The 25,245-nt window shown below is 68.9% G+C and carries 17 protein-coding genes and 1 pseudogene; 6 read left to right on the forward strand and 12 right to left on the reverse strand.

What is annotated here, in order from left to right; genetic code table 11:
• Window positions 1-48: 48 nt before the first annotated feature.
• On the reverse strand, window positions 49-1,176 hold the full coding sequence (locus BLR05_RS07220) for a PQQ-dependent sugar dehydrogenase (RefSeq protein ID WP_092833225.1): 1,128 nt from the start codon (window positions 1,174-1,176) through the stop codon (window positions 49-51).
• A 227-nt stretch (window positions 1,177-1,403) separates the two neighbouring features.
• Between BLR05_RS07220 and BLR05_RS07225 the strand changes: the two genes are divergently transcribed.
• Window positions 1,404-1,988: a C40 family peptidase gene (locus BLR05_RS07225; protein ID WP_092833227.1), complete on the forward strand. Its 585-nt coding sequence runs from the start codon at window positions 1,404-1,406 to the stop codon at window positions 1,986-1,988.
• Between the two features lie 79 nt (window positions 1,989-2,067).
• Here the strand turns inward: BLR05_RS07225 and BLR05_RS25770 are convergent, their stop codons facing one another.
• Complete coding sequence (locus tag BLR05_RS25770; protein ID WP_143015872.1) at window positions 2,068-2,454, reverse strand: hypothetical protein; 387 nt, start codon at window positions 2,452-2,454, stop codon at window positions 2,068-2,070.
• A gap of 296 nt (window positions 2,455-2,750) precedes the next feature.
• Here BLR05_RS25770 and BLR05_RS07230 point away from each other — a divergent pair, with 296 nt between their 5' ends.
• The 4 genes from BLR05_RS07230 (at window position 2,751) to BLR05_RS07245 (ending at window position 7,116) form a co-directional block, all read left to right on the forward strand.
• Window positions 2,751-3,002, forward strand: coding sequence for a GlsB/YeaQ/YmgE family stress response membrane protein (locus BLR05_RS07230; protein WP_092833229.1), 252 nt, complete (start codon window positions 2,751-2,753; stop codon window positions 3,000-3,002).
• Window positions 3,003-3,104: 102 nt separating this feature from the next.
• Window positions 3,105-3,602: a hypothetical protein gene (locus tag BLR05_RS07235; RefSeq protein WP_092833433.1), complete on the forward strand. Its 498-nt coding sequence runs from the start codon at window positions 3,105-3,107 to the stop codon at window positions 3,600-3,602.
• A 64-nt stretch (window positions 3,603-3,666) separates the two neighbouring features.
• Window positions 3,667-6,585 carry a DEAD/DEAH box helicase gene (locus BLR05_RS07240; RefSeq protein ID WP_092833231.1) on the forward strand — a complete coding sequence of 973 codons (2,919 nt, stop codon included), beginning with the start codon at window positions 3,667-3,669 and terminating at the stop codon, window positions 6,583-6,585.
• A 15-nt stretch (window positions 6,586-6,600) separates the two neighbouring features.
• Window positions 6,601-7,116, forward strand: a complete 516-nt coding sequence (locus tag BLR05_RS07245; RefSeq protein ID WP_092833233.1) for an EVE domain-containing protein — start codon at window positions 6,601-6,603, stop codon at window positions 7,114-7,116.
• Window positions 7,117-7,122: 6 nt separating this feature from the next.
• Here the strand turns inward: BLR05_RS07245 and BLR05_RS07250 are convergent, their stop codons facing one another.
• The 9 genes and pseudogenes from BLR05_RS07250 to BLR05_RS07290 all read right to left on the reverse strand — a co-directional run bounded on the left by BLR05_RS07250 (window position 7,123) and on the right by BLR05_RS07290 (window position 22,447).
• Window positions 7,123-7,599, reverse strand: coding sequence for a hypothetical protein (locus tag BLR05_RS07250; RefSeq protein WP_092833235.1), 477 nt, complete (start codon window positions 7,597-7,599; stop codon window positions 7,123-7,125).
• A 122-nt stretch (window positions 7,600-7,721) separates the two neighbouring features.
• Window positions 7,722-8,468 carry an ABC transporter substrate-binding protein gene (locus BLR05_RS07255; RefSeq protein ID WP_092833435.1) on the reverse strand — a complete coding sequence of 249 codons (747 nt, stop codon included), beginning with the start codon at window positions 8,466-8,468 and terminating at the stop codon, window positions 7,722-7,724.
• 110 nt (window positions 8,469-8,578) lie between these two features.
• Window positions 8,579-10,005, reverse strand: a pseudogene (locus BLR05_RS07260) (type VI secretion system Vgr family protein); the annotation flags it as partial.
• A gap of 203 nt (window positions 10,006-10,208) precedes the next feature.
• Complete coding sequence (gene ligA / locus BLR05_RS07265; protein WP_092833237.1) at window positions 10,209-12,407, reverse strand: NAD-dependent DNA ligase LigA; 2,199 nt, start codon at window positions 12,405-12,407, stop codon at window positions 10,209-10,211.
• Between the two features lie 58 nt (window positions 12,408-12,465).
• On the reverse strand, window positions 12,466-13,590 hold the full coding sequence (locus BLR05_RS07270; protein ID WP_092833239.1) for a cell division protein FtsZ: 1,125 nt from the start codon (window positions 13,588-13,590) through the stop codon (window positions 12,466-12,468).
• 66 nt (window positions 13,591-13,656) lie between these two features.
• Window positions 13,657-17,184: a chromosome segregation protein SMC gene (gene smc / locus BLR05_RS07275; protein ID WP_092833241.1), complete on the reverse strand. Its 3,528-nt coding sequence runs from the start codon at window positions 17,182-17,184 to the stop codon at window positions 13,657-13,659.
• A 324-nt stretch (window positions 17,185-17,508) separates the two neighbouring features.
• Complete coding sequence (locus tag BLR05_RS07280) at window positions 17,509-17,844, reverse strand: YnfA family protein (protein WP_092833439.1); 336 nt, start codon at window positions 17,842-17,844, stop codon at window positions 17,509-17,511.
• 10 nt (window positions 17,845-17,854) lie between these two features.
• Window positions 17,855-20,968, reverse strand: coding sequence for a bifunctional diguanylate cyclase/phosphodiesterase (locus BLR05_RS07285; protein ID WP_092833437.1), 3,114 nt, complete (start codon window positions 20,966-20,968; stop codon window positions 17,855-17,857).
• A gap of 204 nt (window positions 20,969-21,172) precedes the next feature.
• A complete protein-coding gene (locus BLR05_RS07290) occupies window positions 21,173-22,447 on the reverse strand; it encodes an SLC13 family permease (protein WP_092833243.1) in 1,275 nt (424 codons plus the stop codon).
• A gap of 248 nt (window positions 22,448-22,695) precedes the next feature.
• On the opposite strand from BLR05_RS07290, the gene BLR05_RS07295 reads away from it, so the two are divergent.
• On the forward strand, window positions 22,696-24,537 hold the full coding sequence (locus BLR05_RS07295) for an ABC transporter ATP-binding protein (RefSeq protein WP_092833441.1): 1,842 nt from the start codon (window positions 22,696-22,698) through the stop codon (window positions 24,535-24,537).
• 47 nt (window positions 24,538-24,584) lie between these two features.
• Here BLR05_RS07295 and BLR05_RS07300 read toward each other — a convergent pair whose 3' ends face one another.
• Window positions 24,585-25,148, reverse strand: a complete 564-nt coding sequence (locus BLR05_RS07300) for a sugar O-acetyltransferase (RefSeq protein ID WP_092833245.1) — start codon at window positions 25,146-25,148, stop codon at window positions 24,585-24,587.
• Window positions 25,149-25,245 lie beyond the last annotated feature (97 nt).

Raw genomic sequence — 25,245 nt, forward strand, 5'->3', positions numbered from 1 at the left:
GAAAGGCGCATTGTCGCAACATGGCGGCCTGCCCGGAAAGGCGCTCCCTCAGGAGCCGGAAGGGCGCAACCGCAGCAGCCGGCCCTGCGGACTGTCCGTCAGCACATAGAGCCAGCCATCGGGTCCCTGGCGCACATCGCGGATCCGCTGGCCCAGGCCCGCGAGCAGGAACTCGTCCCGCACCACCCGGCCGTCCTTGAATTCCAGGCGGTGGAGGCGCGCGAACTTCAACGAACCGATGAACAAGCTCCCTTTCCAGGCCGGTCCATAGCGGTCGCTGGTCAGGAACGCCATCCCCGAAGGAGCGATCGACGGCACCCAGTAATGCAGCGGTGGCTCCATGCCCGCTTTCTGCGTCAGGCCCTCACCGATCTTTCCACCGCCATAGTTCTCGCCGAAGGTCACCACGGGCCAGCCATAGTTGCGGCCGGCCTGCGGCACGTTGATTTCGTCGCCGCCCTGCGGACCGTGCTCATGCATCCACAGCCTGCCGTCGGGCCCGATCACTGCGCCCTGGGAATTGCGGTGCCCCCAGCTCCAGATCTCCGGAAGCCCGCCGGGCCGCCCGGCGAACGGATTGCCGGGTGCGGGCGTACCGTCGGGCAGCATATGCACGACCTTGCCCAGGTGGTTGTCCAGCTTCTGTGCATCGTCCTTGCGTTCAAAGCGCTCACCCAGCGTAAGGAAGACCGACCCGTCTCCCGCCTGGGCGATGCGGCATCCGAAGTGCAGGCGGCTCGCCACATTGGGCTGCTGGCGGAAGATGATGCGCACATCCTGCAGCGCCTTTTCGCCCGGAGGCAGCACCGCGCTGGCCAGGGCCGTGCCGTTGAGATCACCGGCCCGCCCGTCCGGCTCGGAAAAGCAGAAGAAGATGCGCCGGTTGCGCTCGAACTGCGCGTCCGTCGCGACATCGAGCAACCCGCCCTGGCCACCCACCGCCATCGGAGGCAGGCCCGGCAGGGGAGCGCTCTTTTCCCCCTTGGCCCCTACCACCCGCAACCGGCCGACCCGTTCCGTCAGGAGGAAACGGCCATCGGGAAGAAATGCCAGCCCCCAGGGATTGGACAGCCCATCCGTGATGTCATCAACTGTGACAGACACGGAGGATTCCACTGGCCGGACCGGCGGCGGGCCTGTTTCCTCGGCTGCGGCACCCCCTGGCAATATCGCCATGACCGGCAAAAGCACTGCCAACCGCAGCGAAATCCCGGCAAATTCACTGATCTTGAATGGATCCAAGGCGCTTCCCCATGTCGGATGAAATGCCGCTCCTGCCCTCACGTGTTACCGGGTAACGTGCCGGCGGAGTGCATTTGACGATAGCCCCAAGCCATGAATAAGACTTGCGGCTACATTTTTTGCAATTAAAACAAGGCGAACGCGTGGTACTCTCGCGCCCCATGTCACGTTGGATTTGCCTTTTGTTACTGGTTTGCGCCACCGCCCATGCCGCTCCCCACAACAACGCAGCCACCTCGGCCCCTGACGACCTGGATCGATTCCTGATCGACAGGCACCAGGTGCTCAATCAGCTGCGGGAAGTGCGGGCCAGTGTCCAGGACCGCACCGGCGAGCTGATCTCCACCGCCATGGGTTTCCTCGGCGTCCCCTACCGCCGCGGAGGCAACACTGCCGACAGCGGCTTCGATTGCAGCGGTTTCATCCGCGCGATCTACGGCCAGACCGTGGGCCTCGCCCTTCCCCGCCGAGCCAACGAGCAAGCCGCAGCCACCGAGACCATCGACAAGAAGGACCTCCAGCCCGGAGACCTCGTCTTCTTCAACACCATGCGCCGTGCCTACAGCCATGTGGGTCTCTACCTGGGCGATGGCAAATTCATCCACTCGCCCCGCAGCGGCGCCGAAGTCCGCGTGGAAGACATGAGCGCATCGTATTGGCAGCGCCGTTTCAATGGTGCCCGCCGTGTGCTCAGTGAAGATCAGGCCTCCACGCCCACCGCCTCTGCGCAGAATCCGCTGAACTGACAGATTTACCAGGCCCGGCCATGCCGGGCTTTCTGTTTTCGTCCTCCAGCAGGCCATCCGCGCATTCCCTTTGGCCTGCTCAAGGCAGCGGTTTGCCGACAATCCGCGGTTCGGGCTCCTTGTTGGGGCCCGGCTGCGGTTTTGCGGACCTCACACCCGGTGGATGCAGCAGGGCCTTTGCCGCGTCCATCTCTTCCCGGTACCGTTTTCGCGCTTCGCTCTCGCAAGCGGAGCGGGACGCTGCATCGCCGCTGCGGCACTCCGCGATCGACAGTTTCAGCCCTCCGCCCGCTTCGCGCACCGCAGACTGATAGCGTTGCCCGGCGGTCGTGTCCGGCGTTGCCCCCCTTGCCAGGGACGCATCCTCGCCGCCTGCACCGGCAGCCTGTGCACCCATCGGCAGCATGAGACATGCCGACAGCCAGACCAGGAACAGTAACCGGGAAAATAAGCGTCCACCAAGCATTCCTTGCATCCTTTGCGGGGCTTGCACAGGTCCAAACGATAGGCCGGCTGCCACCCCAACACCACCGGAAGCCCGCCCGTCGCGATGTGGGAGCGCTCCGACATATGGCAGCGCCACAGCTCCGACATATGGCAGCGCCACAGGATTGGTCGCGGTACGGGCGGCACTGCCGCTATGCGCCTTGTCCGACACGACGGTACGGCGGGGCCGGGTAGATTTTTGAAATGCAAGGCACGCAACACCGCGTACCGGCTATCCATTCCTCCACCCTCTTCCATCTGAAAGCGACCGCAGCCATGTTTTCCCTGCTCGGTACCCTTCTCATCGGCCTCATCGTGGGCCTTCTCGCCCGTGCCATCAAACCTGGGGACGACAAGCTCGGCTGGATCATGACGTCCCTGCTCGGGGTGGCCGGATCCTTCCTCGCCACCTATGTAGGTGTCGCGATGGGCTGGTACCAGCAGGGGGAGGCCGCGGGGTGGATCGCATCCATCGTCGGCGCCATCGTGCTGCTGGTCCTCTACGGCATGATCCGCAGCAAATCCTGAACCCGGACACTGCACCACAAGGCGATGGCCGGTTCTCCTTTCTCATCCCCCCGGGACGCCGGGCATACTGCCGGCTCCGTGCCGGCACCGGATGCCGTGAGCCTGGCCAGCGGCCATCCAGCGCTGGAATCGGCGGTGCGGCGCAGCCGCAAGCTCCTCCACCGCCGCGCCCTCATGGCTGCCGCAGCCGGCGTCGTCCCCGTACCGGGACTGGACTGGGCCGTGGACGCGGCCCTGCTCACCCGGCTCATCCCGGAAATCAATGCCGAGTTCGGTCTCACGCCCGAACAGATCGACCGCCTCACCCCGCACAAGCGCGAGCAGGTGCAGAAGGCGGTGGGCATGGTGGGCTCCGCGCTGATCGGCCGCATCGTCACGCGGGAACTGGTCATGCGCGCCCTGCGCCTCATCGGCGTGCGCCTGACGGCCCAGCAGGCAGCCAAGTTCGTTCCGCTGGCGGGCCAGGCCGTATCCGCCGCCCTGGGCTACGCCACGCTGCGCTACCTGGGTGAGTTGCATCTGCGTGACTGTGTGCAAGTGGCCAAGGCGGCCGGGCTGCTCCTGCCCGTCTCCGGCAAGGATTGGCCGCCGGTGCCCTGAAATCGCTCCGAGGCCGCCCCCCCCGGATGCGCCCGGCGACCGGACACGGCGGCACAATGCCGCCATGCCCCGTCCTTCCGGCGCGCCGCTGCCTCCCTCCCCACCCTCCGGCGAGCCGGACGACGCTGCCGTGCAGGCCTGGGTGGACGCGCTGGGCCCATCGATCGGCGCGGAAGCCCTGGCGGGCCTTCCGCCCCTGACGGACATCCAGGCGCGCCGCGCCATGGAACGGCTGCGGGACGCGCGCGAAGCACCGCGAGATTCGGCAGTACCGGAAGCCTCCCCGGCGCACGAAGCCTCCACGGGCGAGTCCACCCCCTGTCCTTCTGCCTCCAGCGCGTCCGGCTTCCAGCCCAGGCTCACCCTGCGCACGCTCGGCCGGGGCGACGGCCTGCTGGGCATGCGGGCGCACGGCGGCATCGGCCCCCGCGGTGGCCAGGTGACGCTGGCCTGGGTGGACTGGACCTACCGGCTGCAGGATGGATCCCTCTGGACGGTACCGGCACCGGTCAGCATCCTCAACACGCGTCCGCCTGCGCGCGTGGCGGTTCCAGCTGCCGCGCAGGGGTGGCTGTACCGCGATGTGCCTGCCGAGGCCGACGCCATGGATGCCCTGCGCGACACCGGTCTCGTGCCCGTACCCGCCGATCGGCTGCAGTGGCGCGGGCCGGATGACGCGCTGGGCCTCGTGGGCAGTGCGCTGGCGGAACAGACGCCAGGACCGGGTGGTGCCGCCGTAGCCTTCATCCCTCCGGGACCGGCGTGGACGCTCCCCCAGGAGGCCGTCTTCGGCGACTTCTGGGCCGAAGCGGTGCCGCGCCTGCGAGCGTCCGGCTGGTCGGTGGTGGTGGCCCCCGGGTTCGCCCACGAGAGCACGCCCATACTGCGCTGGCGGCTCATCCTGGACCGTGCCACGGGCGAGGTGCTTGGCCGGGAGGCCGACACCGTGGCACCGCGTGCCCGGCCCGTGCAGAAGCTGCGGCTGCCGGAGCGCGAGGGGGCCTGGCTGCTGAGCCTGGGCGTGGACATCGACGGAGAGAGCCTGGATCTCGCGCCCATGCTGGCCGATCTGCTGCGCCGTGATCCCCGGTGGCTGGATGCCCGCGCACTGTCGGCCATCGATGACCACTCCACGATCCAGCTGCGCGCCCCCGGCGGCCGCCGCATCGATGCGCCTGCGGCACCGCTCAAGGCCATCGTGGGGGCCATGGTGGACCTGCTCACCGATCCGGCGCTGCACCAGCGGCGTCCAGGCGATCCGTTCCGGATGGGTGCCTGGGAAGCACGCCGCATCGAGGCGCTGCGCGCGGCCCTGGACCAGACCGGCCGGGTAGCCCGCAGGCAGGCGCACACCGTGCATGACCTCGGTTGGCAGTTGATGGGCGATGCAGGCCTCGCACAGTTGGCCCGGCGGCTGCGCGAAGAGGGCGCGCCGCGTCCCGTGCCGGTGCCGCAGGGCCTGGCCCTCACCCTTCGGCCTTACCAGCGCGAAGGGCTGGACTGGCTGCAGTACCTGCGCGCCCAGGGCCTGGGCGGAATCCTCGCGGACGAGATGGGCCTGGGCAAGACCGCGCAGGCACTGGCGCATATGCTCGCAGAAAAGGAGGCGGGCCGGCTGCAGCGGCCGGCCCTGGTGGTGGTCCCGACCTCGCTGCTCTTCAACTGGCAGGCCGAGGCCGCGCGCATGGCGCCGGGCCTGCGCGTGCTGGCGCTGCACGGCCCCGAACGGGGCCGCGACTTTCCACGTGCGGCCGCCAGCGACCTCGTACTCACCACTTATCCCCTGCTCTGGCGGGATGCCGATGCGCTCGCGGCGCAGCCGTGGCACCTGCTCATCCTCGACGAGGCGCAAATGGCCAAGAATGCAGGCAGCCGTGGAGCGCGCGTGCTGCGCCGGCTGCGCGCGGACCATCTGCTGTGCCTGACCGGAACGCCGCTGGAGAACCACCTGGGCGAGCTCTGGACGCATTTCGATTTCCTGATGCCCGGATTTCTCGGCAATGCGCGCAGCTTCGCGCAGCGCTGGCGCAAGCCCATCGAGGACAACGGCGAAACCCTGCGCGCCCAGCTGCTGGCCCAGCGTGTGCGGCCCTTCATCCTGCGCCGACGCAAGGACGACGTGGCCCCGGAGCTGCCGCCACGCACCACCATCACCGAGCGCGTGGCACTCCAGGGCCGGCAGCGCGAACTGTACGAGGCGGTGCGCACCGGTGCGGACAAGCAGGTCCGGCGCGTCCTGGAGCGCCAGGGCTTCGAAGGCGGGCTCATCACCATCCTGGATGCGCTGCTCAAGCTGCGGCAGGTCTGCTGCGATCCGCGCCTGGTGAAAGGGGTGCCCATGGCTCCCGGCATCGAAAGCGCCAAGCTCGACCGGCTGGCCGAGTTGCTGCCGCCGCTGGTCGCCGCAGGACGGCGGGTGCTGGTGTTCTCGCAATTCACGGGCATGCTCGATCTGGCAGGCGAGCGGCTGGACGCGCTGCGCCTGCCCTGGCTGGCGCTCACGGGAGCCACCGCGCCGCGCCATCGCGCCGCTGTCGTGCACCGCTTCCAGGATCCGTCGGCCGAAGGTTCTGCGCCCATCCTGCTGGCCAGCCTGAAGGCCGGCGGCACCGGCCTGAACCTCACGGCCGCCGATACGGTGGTGCATCTCGACCCCTGGTGGAACCCTGCGGTGATGGAGCAGGCCACGGCCCGTGCCCACCGCATCGGCCAGGACAAACCGGTCTTCATCCACCATCTCGTGGTGGAAGGCAGCATCGAGGAACGCATGCTGGAGCTGCAGGCGCGCAAGCAGGCGCTGTCGGACGGCGTGCTGGGGCACGACACCGCCGGCGCACCGAAGTTCGGCGAAGACGACCTTCAGGCCCTGCTCGCTCCCCTGTCGGAGCCAGTGCGCAACCCCCTGGCCATTCCGGACGAGGGGCAGGCGCGCTGGGGCGGCACGGGCCGGCGGCGCCCGTCTTCGGACACCCCGGCTGCGTGACGGCACAATCGGGCCATGACCGTGCATGCCCCTGCTCCCGACGACGGCGCCCGGCCCGGTGCGTCCCGTTACTGGCTCATGAAGTCCGAGCCGGATGAATGCTCGATCGACGATGCGCTGGCGGCGCCGGGCGCCAAGGTGCCCTGGACCGGCGTGCGCAATTACCAGGCGCGCAATTTCATGCGCGATGCGATGCGGGTGGGCGACGGGGTGTTGTTCTACCACTCCAGCTGCCCCGAGCCGGGCATCGCCGGCATCGCCCGCGTGGCCTCGGCTACGCGGCCCGATCCGACGCAATTCGATCCAGCGTCGCCCTACTACGACCCCAAATCCACGCCCGCCCAGCCCCGATGGCTGCTGCTGGACGTGCAGGCACTGCGCAAAACCCGCCTGGTCGGCCTGGCCGAACTGCGGGAGCACCCGGCGCTGGCGGGCATGCGCGTGCTGCAGCGCGGCAATCGCCTGTCGATCACCCCGGTCGAGCCCGCGGAATGGGAAGAGATCGTCCAGCACCTGCTGGCAGTGGGGTGAACGGCGTCAGAACCGGAAATCCAGCGTCTTCGGCTCCTTGCCTACCATGACCGTCTGGCGCTTCTGCTTGTCGCCGGAAGTGGCCTCCACCTCGTAGTTGCCCGCCGGCAGGTCCAGCAGGCAGACCGGCCCGGTGGCGCTGAACGAGAGCGCTCCGGCATCCCCCCAGCCCTGCGGCACCAGTTTCACCTGCACGTCCGCCAGGTAGTCGCCACCACCCGCCGCGAACAGCAGCGACAGGGGATGATCCTTCATCGCGGCACGCATGGCCGTGGATTCGTCCAGGCCGATGCCTCCACAGGTATAGCGCAAGGCACCCTGGGTCTTCTTTTCCGGCAGGGGCGCCGAGGCAGCCGCAGGCTGCTTCGCAGTCTGCTGGGCCAGGGCGGGCCCGGATGCCGAACACGCCAGCACCACGGCAGCCAGGGTGAAGCGGGAGCAGCGACGGGAAGGAATGGGATGACGGAGCGACAGGAATCGCACGACGGTTCTCCTTGGAAGCAAAACGCCCATCCTGCAACGTCGTGGCCCTGCCCGCCTGTCGGCATGGAGAGCAGGCCCATGTCGGCCGCTGCCCATGGCAGCCGAAATGCAGCGTCGGCGGATCAGGTACCCGCTGCCGCAGGGGCGACCGACGCACCCTGGATGCCATGCCGCTTCAGTGCCTCTGCCACGAGGCCCCGGGCCTTCATGTGCTCCACGAAATCCCGCAGGCACTGCACCGCCGCTTCCGGACGGTCCCCGGGCAGGCCCATGGCCTGCTGGATCACCATGAAGCGGCCCGGCAGCAGGCGCAGCCCGGGTTGGCGCTGCGCGTCGGCCTCCAGTTGCTGCCGCACGCCGGCGGCCACGTCGAGCGACTGCGCCAGGAAGGTTTCCACCACCGCCTGGGAGTTCGCCGCGCGCACGATCCGGGCGGCCTTCAGTTCGCGTGTCAGGAAAAGGTCGTAGGCACTGCCCTGCCCGACAGTGACCGTCGTTCCGGCCTGGTCCACCTGCGCGTTGTCGTGGATGGGCGAGTCGTGCCGCACCAGGTACGCGCCTTCGATCAGCACATAGGGCGCCGTGAAGGCGATACCCTCCCCGCGCAGTGGATCCACCGCGAAGAAACCGATATCCGCCTGGCCCTGCCTGACAGCCTGGACGGACTCGGCTGCCTTGTCGAAGACCAGCCATTCGGGCTCCACGCCCAGTTGCCGGGCGAATGCACGGGCGAGATCCACGGACACTCCGTCCGGCTCCCCGTCGGCCTTCCGGTGGGCCAGCAGGGGATTGCCCAGGTTGATGGAAGCGCGGAGCCGGCCTGCCGGCGCCAGGGCGGCAGCGAGGTCGGGTGAAAAGGATCGCGACATGGGCAGGATCTCCTGGAAGGTTGGGCGGCGGGCGAGGCAGTGCACCGCCGCCGCCATTGTGCGCGGGCTGAACGGTGCCGTTACCGGCACGCCCGGGTGGCCGGGTTACGCCGCCCGGCCTCCTGCATGAGCGAGGCGGTACTGGCCAGCGTCGCTCCCATGTGCTCGAAACCGTCGGGGTTGTTCACCGAAACGCGGGAGGTGAAGTCCTGGTTGTACGTGGTGATGAGCAGGCCCTTGTCGGCCCGGATCGAGCCCCACAGGTCCGTGCGAAGCTCGAAGCCATAGCCCCGCTGCAAGCCCGTGCCCTGGTGCATCAGGAATCCACGATAACCTCTTGGCCTATGCGCGGCAGGTAGATGCTCCCGTAGGTCTGCCCCGCCCAGCCCTGCGACACCCGGATCCAGCAGCTGGACTGCTCGTCGAACTTGCCCTGCCGGTCCCAGTGGAACTGCACTTTCACGCGCCCGTACTGGTCCGGCCAGATATCCTCGCCCGGCGGGCCCACCACCACCGCGGTCTGCGGCCCCGTTGTCCTCGGCCTGGGCGTCACCCGCGCCGGCGTGTACGGCAGGCTCGTGGGTTGCGCGTGCAGCGTGAACCGCTGGAACGAGCCCTCTTCCTTCACGGTGCCCTTACCCCCCGGGTTCACCGCGCTCATCCGCGGGTTCTCCTGGAAGTGGTACTGCAGGTCGGTGATCAGGTAGGGCTGGTTCTGGTCTCCGCGCGAATAGTTCTCCAGCGTGAAGAGGTAGCCCGTCGCCAGGGACCGGTAGCGCGATTCCCCGCGCACCGTGCTGCGCCCGCTCAGGTTCTCCTGCAGCCGCACCCGGGCATACGCCTCGCCGTCGCCGAACTTCGTGTAGCCCCCGGGCCACTCGTAAGTCTCGTACGCGTCGTGGCTGTGCCCTGGCGGCATCTGCCGCATGTTCGCCAGGTCGGCCTTGGGCTTCTTGAAGTCGTAGTCGTCGTTGTAGAAGCGGCCCGAGTGGATTTCCTCGTGCAGTTCCCAGGCGTGGATGTTCTCGCGGTTCGCCACCGCGGATTTCTCGGGCGGATAGAACGGGATGGTCGACGCGCCGGGCAGTGGCTGGTGCGAGGCCACGATGTCGTCGGCCAGCGTGAGCGTGTGCCGGCCCGCCGCATGCTGGTGGTAGTAATAGATGCCCTCGTGCTCCATCGGATATCCGTAAGCGCCGAGCACCTCCTCGAGGATGTCGGGCACGCTCTTGTTCTGGAATATCCGGAAATCGCCCTTGCGCGAGGCCAGCCAGATCCAGGGCTGCAAACGCAGGCGATAGGCATAGAAGCGGTGGTCCTGTCCCTGCATGCCGAAGCGCGTCACGATTCCGTCGAGGTATTGCCGGCCGCCGCCTTCGGTCTCGACCACCACGGTCGCGCTCTTGCCCAGCAATGCCTTGGGGTCGATGCTTTTGTCTTCGCTCAGCAGGTCGATGTCGAGGCTGAAAACCTGGCTCAGTTCCTCCCGGCCCTTGAGCTCCCGGAAATTCAGCGCATCGCCCAACGGCGTTTGAATGGTGACTAGACGTAGTCAATTTGATAAAAATCACTGCACAGCAATGCAAAGTGGATTATTTTTGCGAGAACTGACAAGCAGCCGCATATGGCCATGGCCCCGCCGTCCGTGCAGACGCCGATGACCTATCAGGAAATGCCGCAGGGACAGTGCCCCGCCGGGGCAGGACTGCTGCGGCAGGTGTTGGGACCCGCGTCCCGGGCTCAATTGCCCTGCAGGAGGGCGAGCAATCCGGCCTCGTCCAGCACCGGCACACCCAACTCCTGGGCCCTGGCCAGCTTGCTGCCCGCCTCTTCGCCGGCCACGACGTAGTGCGTCTTCTTGCTGACGGAGCCCGCGACCTTGGCGCCAGCGGCCTCGAGCCGCTCCTTGGCATCCTCGCGGCTCAAGGTGGGCAGCGTGCCGGTGAGAACGAAGGTTTTCCCGGCCAGCGGCAAGGTGGCGCGCTCGGCGGGTGGACCTTCCTGCCAGGTGACCCCGCAAGCCCGCAACTGCTCGAGCACCTCGCGGTTGTGCGGCTGCGCGAAGAACGTGCGGATGGCCTGCGCGACAATGGGACCGACGTCGTTCACCTCGAGCAGTTGTTCCACGGTGGCGCCGATGATGGCGTCCAGGCTGCCGAAATGGCGCGCGAGGTCCTTGGCCGTGGCTTCCCCCACGTGCCGGATGCCCAGGCCGAACAGGAAGCGCGGCAGCGTGGTGTGCTTGGACTTCTCCAGGGCCGCCAGCACGTTCTGCGCCGATTTATCCGCCATGCGGTCCAGGCTGCTGAGCGCCATCAGGCCCAGCCGGTACAGGTCGGGCAGGGTGCGGATGACCTGGCCTTCCACCAACTGGTCCACCAGCTTTTCACCCAGGCCTTCGATGTCCATGGCGCGTCGCTGGGCGAAGTGGAGCAGCGCCTCCTTGCGCTGGGCCGGGCAGAAAAGACCCCCGGTGCAGCGGTGATTGGCTTCGCCTTTTTCCCGGACGACGGCGCTGCCGCAGATAGGGCAATGGCGCGGCATGCGGAAGTTGGGAACGTAGGGTGACCGTGGAGCGGCGCGCGCCGCATCGGCGTCCGGCGCCGTGCCATCGGCCCCGGAAGCGGCGTCCAGCAATGCATCGGAGCCCTGCAGCGCGTCCGCCACGGGCAGCAGCGCCGCCGGCACCGTACCCACCACTTCGGGGATCACGTCGCCCGCGCGGCGCACGATGACCCGGTCGCCCACCCGCACGCCCTTCTTGCGGATCTCGAACAGGTTGTGCAGCGTGGCGTTGGTAACGGTGACTCCGCCCACGAAGACGGGGGCCAGCCGCGCCACGGGCGTGAGCTTGCCGGTGCGGCCGACCTGCACATCGATGCCTTCCACGCGGGTGACCATCTCCTGCGCCGGGTACTTGTGCGCCACGGCCCACCGCGGCTCGCGGGTCACGAAACCCAGTTGCCGCTGCAGCGACAGGCTGTTGACCTTGTACACCACCCCGTCGATGTCGTAGGGCAGCCGGTCGCGGCTCTCGCCCACTTCCCGGTGGAAAGCCACGAGTTCGGCGGCACCCTGCGCGGTCCGCACCTGCGCAGCGACCGGGAAACCCCAGGCTTTGAGCTGCTGCAGCATGTCGAAATGGGCCGCGAAGTCGGGTCCGCCTTCCGCTGCCGGGGTGATGTCGCCCAGGCCGTAGGCGAAGAAACTCAGGGGCCGCTGCGCGGCAATGCCCGAGTCGAGCTGGCGCACCGCGCCGGCCGCTGCATTGCGCGGGTTGACGAAGGTCTTGCCCCCGGCCTCGCGCTGGCGCTCGTTGAGGCTGTCGAAATCCGCCCGGCGCATGTACACCTCGCCCCGCACCTCCAGCACCGGCGGAACACCCTGGCGGCGGCCAGTGGGCAGCGTGAGCGGGATCTGGCGGATGGTGCGGATGTTGTGGGTCACGTCCTCGCCGACTTCGCCGTCGCCGCGCGTGGCGGCCTGCACCAGGCGGCCATTTTCATAGCGCAGGCTCATCGCCAGGCCGTCGAACTTGGGCTCGGCGACGTATTCGACCGGTGGCGCATCGGGCGCGAGCTTGAGCTCCCTGCGGACGCGGGCGTCGAACGTCTCGGCACCGCTGGCCTCGGTGTCGGTCTCGGTGCGGATGCTGAGCATCGGCACCTTGTGGCGGACGGGCGTCAGCCCTTCCATCACCGCGCCGATCACCCGCTGCGTGGGCGAGTCGGGCGTGACGAGTTCGGGGTGAGCCGCCTCCAGTGCCTGCAGCGCCTGGAAGACGCGGTCGTATTCGGCATCCGGCACGGAGGGCGCATCCAGCACGTAGTACTGGTGGGCCCATTGGTGCAGTTGCGCACGCAGCGCGGCGATGCGGCGGCCTGGATCCTCGGCGGTGTCCTGGGCAGGTGCGGAAAACAGGTCGGAATGTTCGGCCATGGCGATCGTCTTTCGGGAAAGGGGCACGGCGGGCCGCCGCCGGGCCGCCGTGCGATGTTCAGCTGAACAGCCGCCGTGCCAGCACTGAACCGGCCGACAGCTCGCGGCTGTCGAGCTTGTCGTAGAGCAGTTCCAGGTCCGCGGCGATCGGGTCCATGGTCATGGCGGGCAGCGGCGTGCCGTTCTGGTCGCACAGCACGCCGTCCATGGCCTGGCCCAGGGACGCAGCCACCTCCCGCAGCCGGGCGAAAGGCTGCTCGCTGCGGTGGACCTGCGCCACATCCAGGCTGAGCGTGATGTCGCGGATGGCCGACTGCTCGGGATCTTCCGAGAGGGCGGCCTGGGTGTCGTAGGACAGCGTGAGCACCGGCGGAAGGCCCTGCCCGCCCGCTGGCAGCACCAGGCGGCCGGGCATGGCGCCGGGCGTAAAGCCCTGGCGCAGCGCATTCTGCTGCACGTAGCCCGGGCTCCATGCCGCATGGCGGGCGCGCAGGCAGAAGGCCAGTTGCGCATCATGGTCGCTGGCGAACTGGTCGAGCTCGCGGGCACGGCCGACCTCGTGCAGCATGTCGGGAAAATCGGGCGTGGCGTTGATCGCGTCCGCGAAGCCCTGGGCCTTGAGCACGAATTCGGAGAACTCGATCTCGTTGAGGGCTCCCACGCGGTTGGCGAGCTGCACGCCCGCCTGGAACTGGGTGTAGCGCTGGCCCGGCACGGGCGTTTCCCACTGCTGCGCCGCTTCGTTGAAGCCTTCGATGGCGAACGGCTTGCTGCCGGCCCGGCGGGTGGTCGGCAGGGCCGCCAGGGCCGCATCGCCGGAGACGAGCTGTTCGGGAATGATGGGGGCGATGGCGTCGATCAGCGGGTCGAGCCCGCCCCTCCGCTCGGCGGGAGGCAGGGGCATCTGCAGCGAATCCTGCCAGTCCACGGCATGGCCGCCCTGCCCGGCTTCGACGGCGGATGCGGCCATCGGTGCGCCCGCGGGCAGGCCACCCGCCGGGCCGGCAGGCAGGTCGAAGCCGGGTTCCTGGCGCACGAGCGGATCGGCGCCGCCGGCCTCGGGCCCTTCCTGGGGACTGGCCCGCTTGGGCGCATTGCGGTGGGTGGTCCACGCGTTATAGGCGACGACGATGGCCAATACCACGCCACCTGCGATGATGAGGCCGAGTTGGAAATTGCTCATGGTGTGAGTGAAACGATGTAACGCGGTGGCCGACTGCCCTGCTTCATGCGGATTTGCTGTAGGACATCAGGCCTCGGCCATCGACAGCGCAGACTCCATGTCCACGGCGACGATGCGCGAGACCCCCTGCTCCTGCATCGTCACGCCGATGAGTTGCTCGGCCATTTCCATGGCGATCTTGTTGTGGCTGATGAAAAGGAATTGCGTGCCGCGGCTCATGCTCGCGACGAGTTTGGCATAGCGCTCGGTGTTCGCGTCGTCCAGCGGCGCGTCCACTTCGTCCAGCAGGCAGAACGGCGCCGGGTTGAGCTGGAAGATGGCGAAGACCAGCGCGATGGCCGTCAGCGCCTTCTCGCCACCGGACAGCAGGTGGATGGTCTGGTTCTTCTTGCCTGGAGGCTGCGCCATCACCTGCACGCCGGAGTCGAGGATTTCGTCGCCGGTCATGATGAGGCGCGCCTGCCCGCCGCCGAACAGCTCGGGGAACATGCGGCCGAAATGGTCGTTCACGGTCTCGAAGGTGCCGGAGAGCAGCGTGCGCGTCTCGGCGTCGATCTTGCGGATCGCGTCCTCGAGCGTGTTCATGGCCAGGGTCAGGTCCTCGGTCTGCGCGTCGAGGAAGGTCTTGCGCTCCCGGGCCAGCTGCAGCTCGTCCAGCGCGGCGAGGTTGACCGCGCCCAGGGCCGCGATCTCGCGGTGGAGCCGGTCGATCTCGGATTGCAGGCCCGCGGCCCGCACGCCGCCCTCTTCGATGGAGCGTGCCACGGCGTCCAGGTCGGCCTGCGCATCCGCGAGCAGGCTCGTGTACTGCTCCAGGCCCAGCCGCGCGGCCTGTTCCTTGAGCTGGAAGTCGGTGATCCGCTGGCGCAGCGGATCGAGCGCGCGCTCCAGCTGCAGCCGCCGCTCGTCGCTCGCGCGCAGGCGGGCCGTGAGATCGTCGTACTCGCTGCGCTGCACGGCCAGTGCCTTCTCGCGATCCATCTTCAGTTCCAGCGCCTGCTGCAGGCCGCCTTGCGCCGCCGCCGCGGACAGGCGGCCCATTTCGTCCTGGGCGCGCTGGCGCTCGTCCTCCAGGGAGGCGACCTGCGTGCGCGCGGTGTCGATGGTGCGCGCCAGTTCGGCCCGCCGCGCTTCCAGGCTGCGGCGGGAGAACGTCGCTTCCTGCGCCTGCCTCTCGAGGCTGCGCTGCTGCTCGCGGCACTCGTTCAGGCGCCGTTCGGCCTCCATCACCCGGTCGCCCACCTGGGCGTGGTGCTCCTGGCTGTCGGCGAGCTGCATGTCCAGCTCCTCGAAACGCGCCTCGGAGGCCACCGACCGCTCCTGGAGGTCGGCCAGCTGGGCCTCGACCTCGGCCAGATCGGCACCGATCTGTTCGCTCCGCGAGCGGGCCTGTTCCGCCAGCTGGTTCAGGCGCAGGCTCTCGACCTGCAGCTCATGGCGCCGGCCCTGGGCCTCGCTGGCTTCCCGCCGCGCCGCCACCAGCCGTTGCGAGGCATCCGCATAGGCCGCTTCGGCGCGGACCAGCGCGGTGCGCGATTCCTCATGAATCAGCGCCTGGGCACGTAGCTCCTTTTCGAGGTGCTCGATTTCCTGCGCGCGCGCAAGCAGGCCCGACTGCTCCGAATCCTGTGCATAGAAGCTCACGCCGTGCGCACTGACCGCATGCCCGCCGGGGACGTAGATCGCCTCGCCCGGCCGCAACTGCGTGCGGCGGTCCAGCGCCTCGTCCAGCGTGGCGGCCGTCTGGCAGCCCTGCAGCCAGTCCTCCAGCACGGCGCGCAGGCCGGCTTCCGGCACCCGCAGCAGATCGGCCAGGCGTGGCGCCGCCGACGCCGTGCCGGACGGCGCCGCGGCGGACGGCGCGCTGTAGAAGGCCAGTCGCGCGGGAGGCGCGTCCTGCCCTCCGGAGCCCAGGAACCCGCGGACGGTATCCAGGCGCCCGACCTCCAGCGCGCCCAGGCGCTCGCGCAGCGCGGCCTCCAGCGCGTTCTCCCAGCCGGGCTCGATGTGCAGCCGGCTCCACAAACCCTGCAGTCCCTCCAGCCCGTGCCGGGCCAGCCACGGCTTGAGCTTGCCGTCCGTGCGGACCTTTTCCTGCAGGGCCTTGAGTGCCTCCAGCCGTGCCGAGAGGTCGGCCTGCCGGGCGCCTTCGGCGTTCGCAGCCTGCTGGCGCTGGCGGCGTTCTTCGTCGAGCCGGGGAACGCTGTCCTGCAATTCGGCCTGCCGCGCTTCCGCCATTTCGGCGGCTTCCTCGGCTTCCTGCAATTGCCCGTTCAGATTGGCCAGCCGCGCTTCATCGGGCGCCGCCAGCGCATTGCGGTCGGCACGCAGGCGCTCATGCCGCGACTCCGCCTGGCGCCGCTGTTCCTGCAGGCTGCGCTGCTCGGCGGCCAGCACCTGGATCTGTTGCTGCACCTGCACCACCGATGCGCGCTGCGCCTCGGAGCGTTGCTGCGCCTGGCGCAGCGCCTCCTCCAGGTCGGGCATCTGCATCGCCTGTTCCTCGACCTGGGCAGCGAGCATTTCCGCGCGCTCCTCCGCGTCCACGCCGGCACCGGCGAGGTTTTCCATCTCGGCCTCGGCATCCTCCTTGCGGGCCGACCACTGCGCGATCTGCTCGGCCAGTTGGGCCAGCCGCTGTTCCACTCGCTGGCGCCCTTCCACCACGTAGCGGATCTCCGCCTCCAGTTTGCCGACCTCCGCGGTCGCCTCGTAGAGCCGGCCCTGCGACTGGTTGACCTGGTCGCCGGCGGCATAGTGCGCCTGGCGGATCGTCTCCAGATCCGCCTCCACATGGCGCAGGTCGGCCATGCGGGATTCCAGGTCGTTCACGGCCTGCAGGCCTTCCGTGCGGACGCGGGTCTGCTCGGCTTCCGCGTCGGCACGCTTGAGGAACCAGAGCTGGTGCTGCCGCAGCGTCACGTCCGACTGCAGCGCGTTGTAGCGTGCCGCCACCTCTGCCTGCTTTTCGAGGCGCTCCAGGTTCGCGTTCAGCTCGCGCAGGATATCTTCCACACGCGTGAGATTCTCGCGGGTGTCGGCCAGGCGGTTCTCGGTTTCGCGGCGGCGCTCCTTGTACTTGGAGACGCCTGCCGCCTCCTCCAGGAAAAGCCGCAACTCTTCCGGCCGCGATTCGATGATGCGGCTGATCGTTCCCTGCCCGATGATGGCGTACGCGCGAGGGCCCAGGCCGGTACCCAGGAACACGTCCTGCACGTCGCGGCGTCGCACGGGCTGGTTGTTGATGAAATAGCTGCTGTTGCCCTCGCGCGTGAGCACCCGCTTGACGGCTATCTCGGCATACTGATTCCATTGCCCGCCGGCCCGGTGGTCTGCATTGTCGAAAACCAGCTCCACGCTCGAGCGGCTTGCGGGCTTGCGGTGCGTGGTTCCGTTGAAGATCACGTCCTGCATCGATTCGCCGCGCAGCTCGCTCGCCTTGGACTCCCCGAGCACCCAGCGCACCGCATCCATGATGTTGGACTTGCCGCAGCCGTTCGGCCCCACCACGCCCACGAGCTGCCCCGGCAGCACGAAGTGCGTGGGTTCGGCGAACGACTTGAAGCCGGCGAGTTTGATCGAGTTGAGGCGCACGGATGGGACGGCAGGCGTAGGTGCAGCGTGGCGAAGGGCAGCAAGGCAGTGCCCGGAGCGGACGGACGGCGAAGCCTCCCATGCCTGCAGGGCAGCGCCGGATGATACCGTGGCCCACCGGCATGCCAGCCGTTCGCCGGCTTAGCGCGTGCCACCGACGCTTCGCCCGCGGGAGGCCGGTGCCCGGCGTGCCGAGCCAGGCTGGCAGGGCCGCTGGCACGCCTCCGCACGGGCTCCCCGTGCGGAGGGGCGCACCCTGCGCGCGCTGTTCACCACCAGCGCGGGTGGCGCCCGAAGCGTCCGCCGCCACGAGGGCGGGCCTGCTCAGGCCGCGCCGCGGGGCGCGAAGGCGATGATGGCCATGCCTGCGAGGGTCACGGCAGCGCCGGCAAGATCCCAGCGGTCGGGCCGGATGCCGTCCACTGCCCAGAGCCAGCCCAGCGCCACCGCCACGTACACCCCTCCATAGGCCGCGTACACGCGTCCGGCAGCCGCAGGATGCAGGGTGAGCAGCCAGGCGAACAGTGCCAGGCAGGCCGCGCCCGGCACCAGGAGCCACGCACTGCGGCCCTGGCGCAGCCACAGCCACGGCAGGTAGCACCCCGCGATTTCCGCCAGCGCCGTCACGGCATAAAGCATGAGCGTCCTGAATTCGGCCATGCGCGCCGCCTCAGTCCGGCGCCGCAGGCGCATCCTGCCGCGGGAACGAAAGAACCAATTGTTCGAATGCGTCCGCGTTCACGGGGCGGCTCAACAGATACCCCTGCCAGGCATGGCAATGGTTGCGCTCCAGGAAAGCGCGCTGCGCCTCCGTCTCGACGCCCTCGGCAATGACCCGCAGGCCCAGGCTGGTCCCCAGGGCCACGATGGTCCGGGCGATGGACGCATCGTTCGGATCCGTGAGCACATCGCGCACGAAGCTCTGGTCGATCTTGAGCTCGTCGAGCGGCAGGCGCTTGAGGTAGGCCAGCGATGAATAGCCGGTACCGAAATCGTCCAGGGAGAACCCCACGCCATAGGCCCGCAACTGCTGCATCTTCTGGATGGTGTCCTCCAGGTCCTGCTGCAGCAGGCTTTCGGTCATCTCGAGCTTCAGGCGCCGCCCTTCCGCGCCCGTGCCCGCCAGCGCCGCGAGCACCTGGCCGACGAAGCCGCCCTGGTGGAACTGCCGCGCGCTCACGTTCACAGACAGGCTGATGGGGGCCAGCACCGGGTGGCGCGACCATTGGGCCAGCCGCTCGCACGCGGCGCGCAGCACCCACTCCCCCAGGGGAAGGATGAGTCCGGTTTCCTCCGCCAGGGGAATGAACTCGCCGGGCGAAACGAATCCACGCGCCGGATGCCGCCACCGCAGCAAGGCTTCGGCCCCCACGATGCGGCCGTAGTGCACCTGGGCCTGGTAGAACAGCTCGAATTCGCCACGGCCCAGGCCTTCCCGCAGGTCGGTTTCCAGGGCTGCGCGCGCAGCCACCGAGGCCTGCATCTGCGGGTCGTAGAACCGCAGCGCATTGCGGCCACTGGCCTTGGCCTGGTACATGGCGAGGTCCGTGCGCTGCAGCAGCTCGTCCACTGTCTCCCGCGCGCCCTGGAACACGGTCACGCCCATGCTCAATGTCGTGTGGTGGGATTCGCCCTCCAGCGTGAACGGATGGCGCATCGCCGCCAGGATCTTCTGCCCCATCTCCTCCGCCCTGGCCGCGGCACCCTGCGGGCTCTGGCCGAGGTCTTCCAGCACCACCACGAACTCGTCTCCCCCGTGCCGCGCCACCGTGTCCTCGTTCTGCACGCAGCCGCGCAGGCGCTGGGCGACCTGGCGCAGGAGCATGTCGCCCCGCTCGTGACCCTGGGTCTCGTTGAGGGTCTTGAAATTGTCCAGATCCAGCATGAGCACCGCACCGCACCGCCCGCGACGCACGCTGGCGGCCAGCGCCTGCTGGAGCCGGTCCACCAGCAGCCGCCGGTTGGGAAGCTGGGTCAGGGGATCGTAGTAGGCCAGATAGTGGATCTCCTCCTCCGCAGCCTTGTGCTGACTCAGGTCCACCATCGTGATGAGGCAGGCACCGTCCAGCAGCACCCCGGCCATGTCCACCGTGCGCACGGAACCATCCCCGCAGGTGATGGCGTATTCGCGCGACGGGAGGATACCGTCGCCGGCCCGTGCGGCGTTGCAGGCGGCATCCCAGTCCGCCATGGCCTGCTCACGGCGCGCCGTGTCCGGCAGCACCGTCTGCCACCACTCGCGCACCGTGGAAGGTGCCGCATCGGTGTGGCGGCAGATCAGCTCGAAGCGTTCGTTGCGGAAGCTCAGCGCTCCATCCCGCGCGACGAGGCACACCCCGACCGGCAAACGGTAGAGGATCTGCCGCAGCCGCGCTTCGCTGTCGCGCTGCGCCGCCTCCATGCGCTTGCGGTCGCTGATGTCCTGCACCACGGCGATATGCTGGGCAGGCCGCCTGCGGTCCTGGCGCATCGGCGCGATGCGCAGTTCCGCCCACACCATCTGGCCATCCTTGCGGCGATAGCGCTTCTCGTAACGGTATTCCTGCTGAGCGCCTGCAGCGATGCGGTCGATCACCGCCTCGCTCTCGGCCTGGTCGTCCTGGTGGGTCACGTCGCGTACCGTGAGCTCCAGCAACTCCTGCGGCGCATAGCCCAGGATCTCGCAGAAACGTGTATTAGCGCGCACGAAGCGCCGGCTTGCGGTGTCCACCTGCGCGACCCCCACCGCGGCCTGGTCGAAAAGCGTCTGGAAAGGGTCCTTCCGCGCAGCCCTGCGCCAGTGCCAGGAGACGGCCAGGAGGAGGAGGAGCAAGGTCGCCATCGCGCCACCCGCTGCGGCCAGCCAGGGCACCGCCCGCTCGGCAGGAGACAGGAAACTGTCCTCGGACACGAAAGTGAGCTTCCAGCGCCGGTCGTAGATCTGCAGCTCGCGCTCGTAGCGATGGGTGCCGGAGGCCGTGGCGGGCAGTTCCAGCATCGTCCTCGCGCCTGCAGGCGGGGCGCCCCGCACGGAGCCGACATCCTGCACCCCCAGAGCCAGCCCCGTGAGGCGCCCCTCGTCGCGCAGCGCGCTGACGAGGTCATAAAAACGTATCGCGGCAGCCACGGAACCGACGTAGCGCAGGCCGCCTCCTGCGCCGTCGGTGAACACCGGCAGGCGCAGGCTGAATGCGGCCCGGTGTTCTGGGGCCTGGAGCATGTCGTAGGGGGCGGACGCGATGGCGCTGCCGCTGTCGCGGCTGTAGCGCACGGACTCCATGGTGGCCGGTATGGCCCCCATGTCCAGCCCCACGACCCCCTTGTTGCCCGAACGCGGCCACACGTAGTCCGCGATGTAGTAGTCCGGGCGATCGCCTTCCGGGCGGATGGAGAACTGCGGCATGCCGTCTGCGGCCAGGGAGGCATCGGCCCGCACCGACGCCTCGAACGCGGCCCTGTCGGCATGTAGCACGTAGCGTGTGAACGCCAGATTGACGATACCCGCGTACTGGGGCCAGAGCCGGAGTTCGCGCAGCGCGTTGTCGAACTCTGCACGGGTCAGGCGGGGGTTGGCAACGAAGAGCCCGCGTACTCCCGTGAGCAGTCCGAGGTAACGCCCGACATGGGTCTCGAGTGCGGTGGTGGCCTCGGACGCATTGCGCTGGAAACGCTCCTGGGCGATGCTGTCCGCGGCCGTGCGCTGCCACTGCCACAGGCCGGCCCCCACGCCCAGGGCCAGCAGCGCCGCGGGAATGCCCAGCCACGGGAACCGTGAAGGCAGGCGCAAAGCGAGGGGCAGAGGCATGGGCGGCAGGAAACGGAACACGCGTGGAACGCGTGGATGCGGCACAGCGGAAAGGGATGAAACATCTGAGGATAGCTTCATCGGAACGCCGTTTTTGAAAGCTGGGGCCGTTTGGGCTTTTTTGTGACAATCACGTATGCCACCTTCATAGCTTTCACGAGCACCCATCGTCCTGCCGGGATGCTGCGGATGGACGCAGCCCGGTCACAGTCCAGCGACCGACATGCCCATCAAGACCAGCAGGGCCGCCGCGAGCGCCGGAGGCATCACCCAGGCGCCGAACTTCAGGAACTGCACCGCACTCACCTCGATACCTTCGCGCCGCAGTGCTGCCAGCCACAGCAGGGTCGCGAGCGAGCCGGTGATGGAGAGATTGGGGCCGAGATCGATACCGATGAGCGCCGCGGCGCGCAGCGGTTCCGCGGCATGGGCAGCTTCCAGGGCGGCGCCGGCCAGCAGGCCGGCAGGCAGGTTGTTCACCAGATTGGCGCCGAAGCCCAGCAGCGCCCCCAGTGCAGGGCCCGCGGCCAGCGGCGCGGCCGCTGCGGCCTCGGCCAGCATGCGGGCCAGGTGCCCCACCACCCCGGTCACTTCCAGGGCCTGCACGAAGACGAACAGCCCGGCCACCAGCGGCAGCACGCCCCAGGACACCGATTTCAGCGCCGGCCCCACCTGGTGGCCGCAGCCCGCGCGCAGCAGGGCCAGCGTGAGCAGCGCCGCTCCCAGCGTCGGCGCGCCCAATGGAATGCGCCACCAGGCGCAGCCCACGAGCACCACGGCCGATACCGCCAGGCCTGCAGCCGCGAGGCGGCCGCCAGTGCCCAGCGGACGGGCGGGCACCTCGGCGGCCACGGGCCGGTTGATGTCCTGCCGGACGCGCCACTTCAGCACCCAGTATGTGGAGCCGATCGCCGCCACGGACGGCACGCCGAACAGTGCCAACCAATGGGACAGCGACGGCATCTGCCCCCCGCCCCAGAGAACCAGGTTGGCCGGATTGGAGATCGGCAGGAGAAAACTGGCCGCATTCGCCACGAAGGCGCAGATCAGCAGGTACGGCAGCGGAGCGGCCCCCACGGCCCGCGCCACGGCGATCACCGCCGGTGTGAGCACGACGGCCGTGGCATCGTTGGACAGTGTCGCCGTCACGAGCGTTCCCACACCGAAAACCCATGCGAAGAGGCGCTCGCCGGAGCCCCGCGCCCGGCGCGCCGCCTCGACGGCCAGCCAGTCGAACACCCCTTCGCGGCGCGCCATTTCCGACAGCAGCATCATGCCGGCCAGGAACAGATACACGTCGTGTCCGCGCAGCACGCCTTTCCACGCATCCGCCCAGGGCAGGAGCCCGGAGACGGCGAGCACCAGGGCACCGCCCACGGCCCACAAGGCCTCGGGAATGCGCGCGGGCCGCAGGATGACGGCAGCGGTGGCGATGGCGACCACGCCCCACGTCCACCCGGGATGGGCCATTGTCAGCATGGAAAGCGTTTCCTTGGTGTGCGCGGCCGCGGGACCGGCCTGCGGCGCGCTGTTGTTGTACGGTTCTCTCGCAGAGGCGATGCCGCCTGCCGGACGCGGATTCTAGGGAACGCGGCCGTGGCCACGGCCGGGAATGGCCCTCGCTGTCCAGAACGCGACATTCGCCTACATGGCACCGATTGACCCCTTACGCACGCGTGGCGCGCTGCCCACCTACCATTGCGGCCTGTTGAGGAGTGAGCCTGCCCGTGTTCCAGTACTTCGAAAACCGTCTCCCCCCCTACCCCTCCACCGAACCCACCCTTCCACCCAAGGGATTCATGGTTTTCGTGTGGGCCTGCACGCAAGGCCTGCGCGGCAACGTGATGGCGATGGCAGGGCTGTCCGCGGCCATCGCCGTCTATGAAGCGTTCCTTTTCTCGGTCCTGGGGCATCTGGTGGACTGGTTGTCCGAAACGGCACCTGCCGACCTTTGGTCGGGGCACCGGGAGGCACTCTGGCTGATCGCCGGCCTGATGGTGGCCAGCATCGGGCTGGTGGTCCTGCAGACGAGCGTGAAGCACCAGGTGCTCGCCATCAACTTCCCGCTGCGTTTGCGCTGGAACTTCCACCGCCTGATGCTCGGGCAGAGCATGTCGTTCTACGCGGACGAGTTCGCCGGCCGCATCACGACGAAGATCATGCAGACGGCACTGGCCGTGCGCGACATGATCTTCACGACCACCGATGTGGTGATCGGCATGGGCGTCTATCTGGTCACCATCCTGGCGCTGGCCGCCGGCTTCGATGCCCGGCTGCTGGTGCCCTTCGTGCTGTGGATGCTGTGCTATGCCGCTGCCTGCTGGTACTTCGTGCCGCGGCTCGGCAAGGTGGGCAAGGCACAGGCCGATGCCCGCTCCGTGATGACCGGCCGCATCACCGATGCGTACACCAACATCGCCACCGTCAAGCTGTTCTCCCACACCCGGCGCGAGGCGGAATTCGCCCGCGCCGCGATGGATGCATTCAAGCAGACGGGCTACGCGCAGATGCGCCTCGTCAGCACCTTCGAGATCGTCAACCACGTGCTGGTGGTGGCCATGATCCTGGGGGCCTGCGGCACGGCGCTGTGGCTCTGGTCGCTGGGCCAGGTGGGCGCAGGCGCGGTGGCGGCGGTCACGGCGATGGCGCTGCGCGTATCGGGCCACGCGCACTGGGTCATGTGGGAGGTGACCACGCTGTTCGAGAGCGTGGGCACCATCCAGGATGGCATCAACACCCTGACCCGCCCCCGTACCGTGGTGGACGCGCCCGACGCCCGGCCGCTGGCGGTGACGCGCGGCGAGGTGACGTTCGACGGCGTGACTTTCGGATACCAGCCGGGCCGCCCGGTGATCGACGACCTGCACCTGACCATCCGGCCCGGCGAGCGCATCGGCCTGATCGGGCGCTCCGGCGCGGGCAAGTCCACGCTGGTGAACCTGCTGCTGCGCTTCCATGACGTGCAGGCCGGCCGTGTGCTGATCGATGGCCAGGACATCGCCCACGTGACCCAGGACAGCCTCCGCCAGTCCATCGGCATGGTCACGCAGGACACCTCCCTGCTGCATCGCTCGATGCGGGACAACATCCTCTACGGGCGTCCGGATGCCACGGACGCCCAGATGCACGAAGCTGCCGAGCGCGCGGAAGCCGCCGCGTTCATCGACCAGCTCACCGACCTGCAGGGCCGCAGCGGCTACGAGGCCCAGGTGGGTGAGCGCGGCGTGAAGCTGTCGGGCGGCCAGCGCCAGCGCGTGGCCATCGCCCGGGTCATGCTCAAGGATGCGCCCATCCTGCTGCTGGACGAAGCCACGAGTGCGCTGGACTCGGAAGTGGAAGCCGCCATCCAGCAGAGCCTGGACACCCTGATGCGCGGCAAGACCGTCATCGCGATCGCCCACCGGCTGTCCACCATCGCGGCGCTGGACCGGCTCATCGTGCTGGACGCGGGCCGCATCGCCGAGCAGGGCACACATGCGGAACTGCTCGCCCAGGGCGGCGTGTATGCCCGGCTGTGGGCGCACCAGAGCGGCGGATTCCTGGGAGAGCCGCAGGACCACGGCGACTGACAACGGGGTGCGGGCGCGTGCCGCGCCATGGCAGGACGGCGCGCCGCTCAGGCGAGGCGCAACGGCCTCGCGGGATTGCCGCCCACCGTGGCCCCGGCCGCCACGTCGCGCGTGACGACACTGCCCGCGCCGATCACGGCACCATCGCCCACCGTGACGCCCGGCAGCAGGATCGCTCCGCCCCCGATCCAGACGTCGCGGCCGATGCGCACCGGCCGGCCCGATTCGAGCCCGGTGGCGCGGGTGGCCGCATCGCGCGGGTGGTCTGCCGCGTAAATTTGCACACCGGGCCCGATCTGCGCCCCGTCGCCGATGCGCACCTCCACGACGTCGAGAATCACGCAGTCGAAATTCAGGAACACGCCTGCGCCCAGGTGGATGTTGAAGCCGTAGTCGCAATGGAACGGCGGGCGCACCGCGGCCCCTCCGCCGATGGAACCCAGGCCCTCCGCGAGCAGCCGGTGCCGCCCGCGTGCATCGAGGCCCGCGTGGAGCGCCATGTCGTTGTACCGGGCCATCCAGCGGCACGCGGCAGCCATGTCGGCCTGCAGTTCGGGATCACCGGCATGGTAGAGCTCGCCGGCCAGCATTTTCTGTTTTTCGGTTGCCATGGCGCATTCTTGCCGGTGCCACGGCCCCTCCCTGTCGGAAATCAACCTGACCGCGGGCAGCCATGCCGAGGCCTCGCATGCCGCGGAGGCTGACCAT

This window comes from Paracidovorax cattleyae (assembly GCF_900104515.1).
Classification (GTDB): domain Bacteria; phylum Pseudomonadota; class Gammaproteobacteria; order Burkholderiales; family Burkholderiaceae_C; genus Paracidovorax; species Paracidovorax cattleyae.

Coding starts and splice junctions, on each gene's coding strand:
- BLR05_RS07220 (WP_092833225.1), bottom strand. CDS start 1,176: ATGGCGATATTGCCAGGGGGTGCCGCAGCCGAGGAAACAGGCCCGCCG.
- BLR05_RS07225 (WP_092833227.1), top strand. CDS start 1,404: ATGTCACGTTGGATTTGCCTTTTGTTACTGGTTTGCGCCACCGCCCAT.
- BLR05_RS25770 (WP_143015872.1), bottom strand. CDS start 2,454: ATGCTTGGTGGACGCTTATTTTCCCGGTTACTGTTCCTGGTCTGGCTG.
- BLR05_RS07230 (WP_092833229.1), top strand. CDS start 2,751: ATGTTTTCCCTGCTCGGTACCCTTCTCATCGGCCTCATCGTGGGCCTT.
- BLR05_RS07240 (WP_092833231.1), top strand. CDS start 3,667: ATGCCCCGTCCTTCCGGCGCGCCGCTGCCTCCCTCCCCACCCTCCGGC.
- BLR05_RS07245 (WP_092833233.1), top strand. CDS start 6,601: ATGACCGTGCATGCCCCTGCTCCCGACGACGGCGCCCGGCCCGGTGCG.
- BLR05_RS07255 (WP_092833435.1), bottom strand. CDS start 8,468: ATGTCGCGATCCTTTTCACCCGACCTCGCTGCCGCCCTGGCGCCGGCA.
- ligA (WP_092833237.1), bottom strand. CDS start 12,407: ATGGCCGAACATTCCGACCTGTTTTCCGCACCTGCCCAGGACACCGCC.
- BLR05_RS07270 (WP_092833239.1), bottom strand. CDS start 13,590: ATGAGCAATTTCCAACTCGGCCTCATCATCGCAGGTGGCGTGGTATTG.
- BLR05_RS07280 (WP_092833439.1), bottom strand. CDS start 17,844: ATGGCCGAATTCAGGACGCTCATGCTTTATGCCGTGACGGCGCTGGCG.
- BLR05_RS07285 (WP_092833437.1), bottom strand. CDS start 20,968: ATGCCTCTGCCCCTCGCTTTGCGCCTGCCTTCACGGTTCCCGTGGCTG.
- BLR05_RS07290 (WP_092833243.1), bottom strand. CDS start 22,447: ATGCTGACAATGGCCCATCCCGGGTGGACGTGGGGCGTGGTCGCCATC.
- BLR05_RS07300 (WP_092833245.1), bottom strand. CDS start 25,148: ATGGCAACCGAAAAACAGAAAATGCTGGCCGGCGAGCTCTACCATGCC.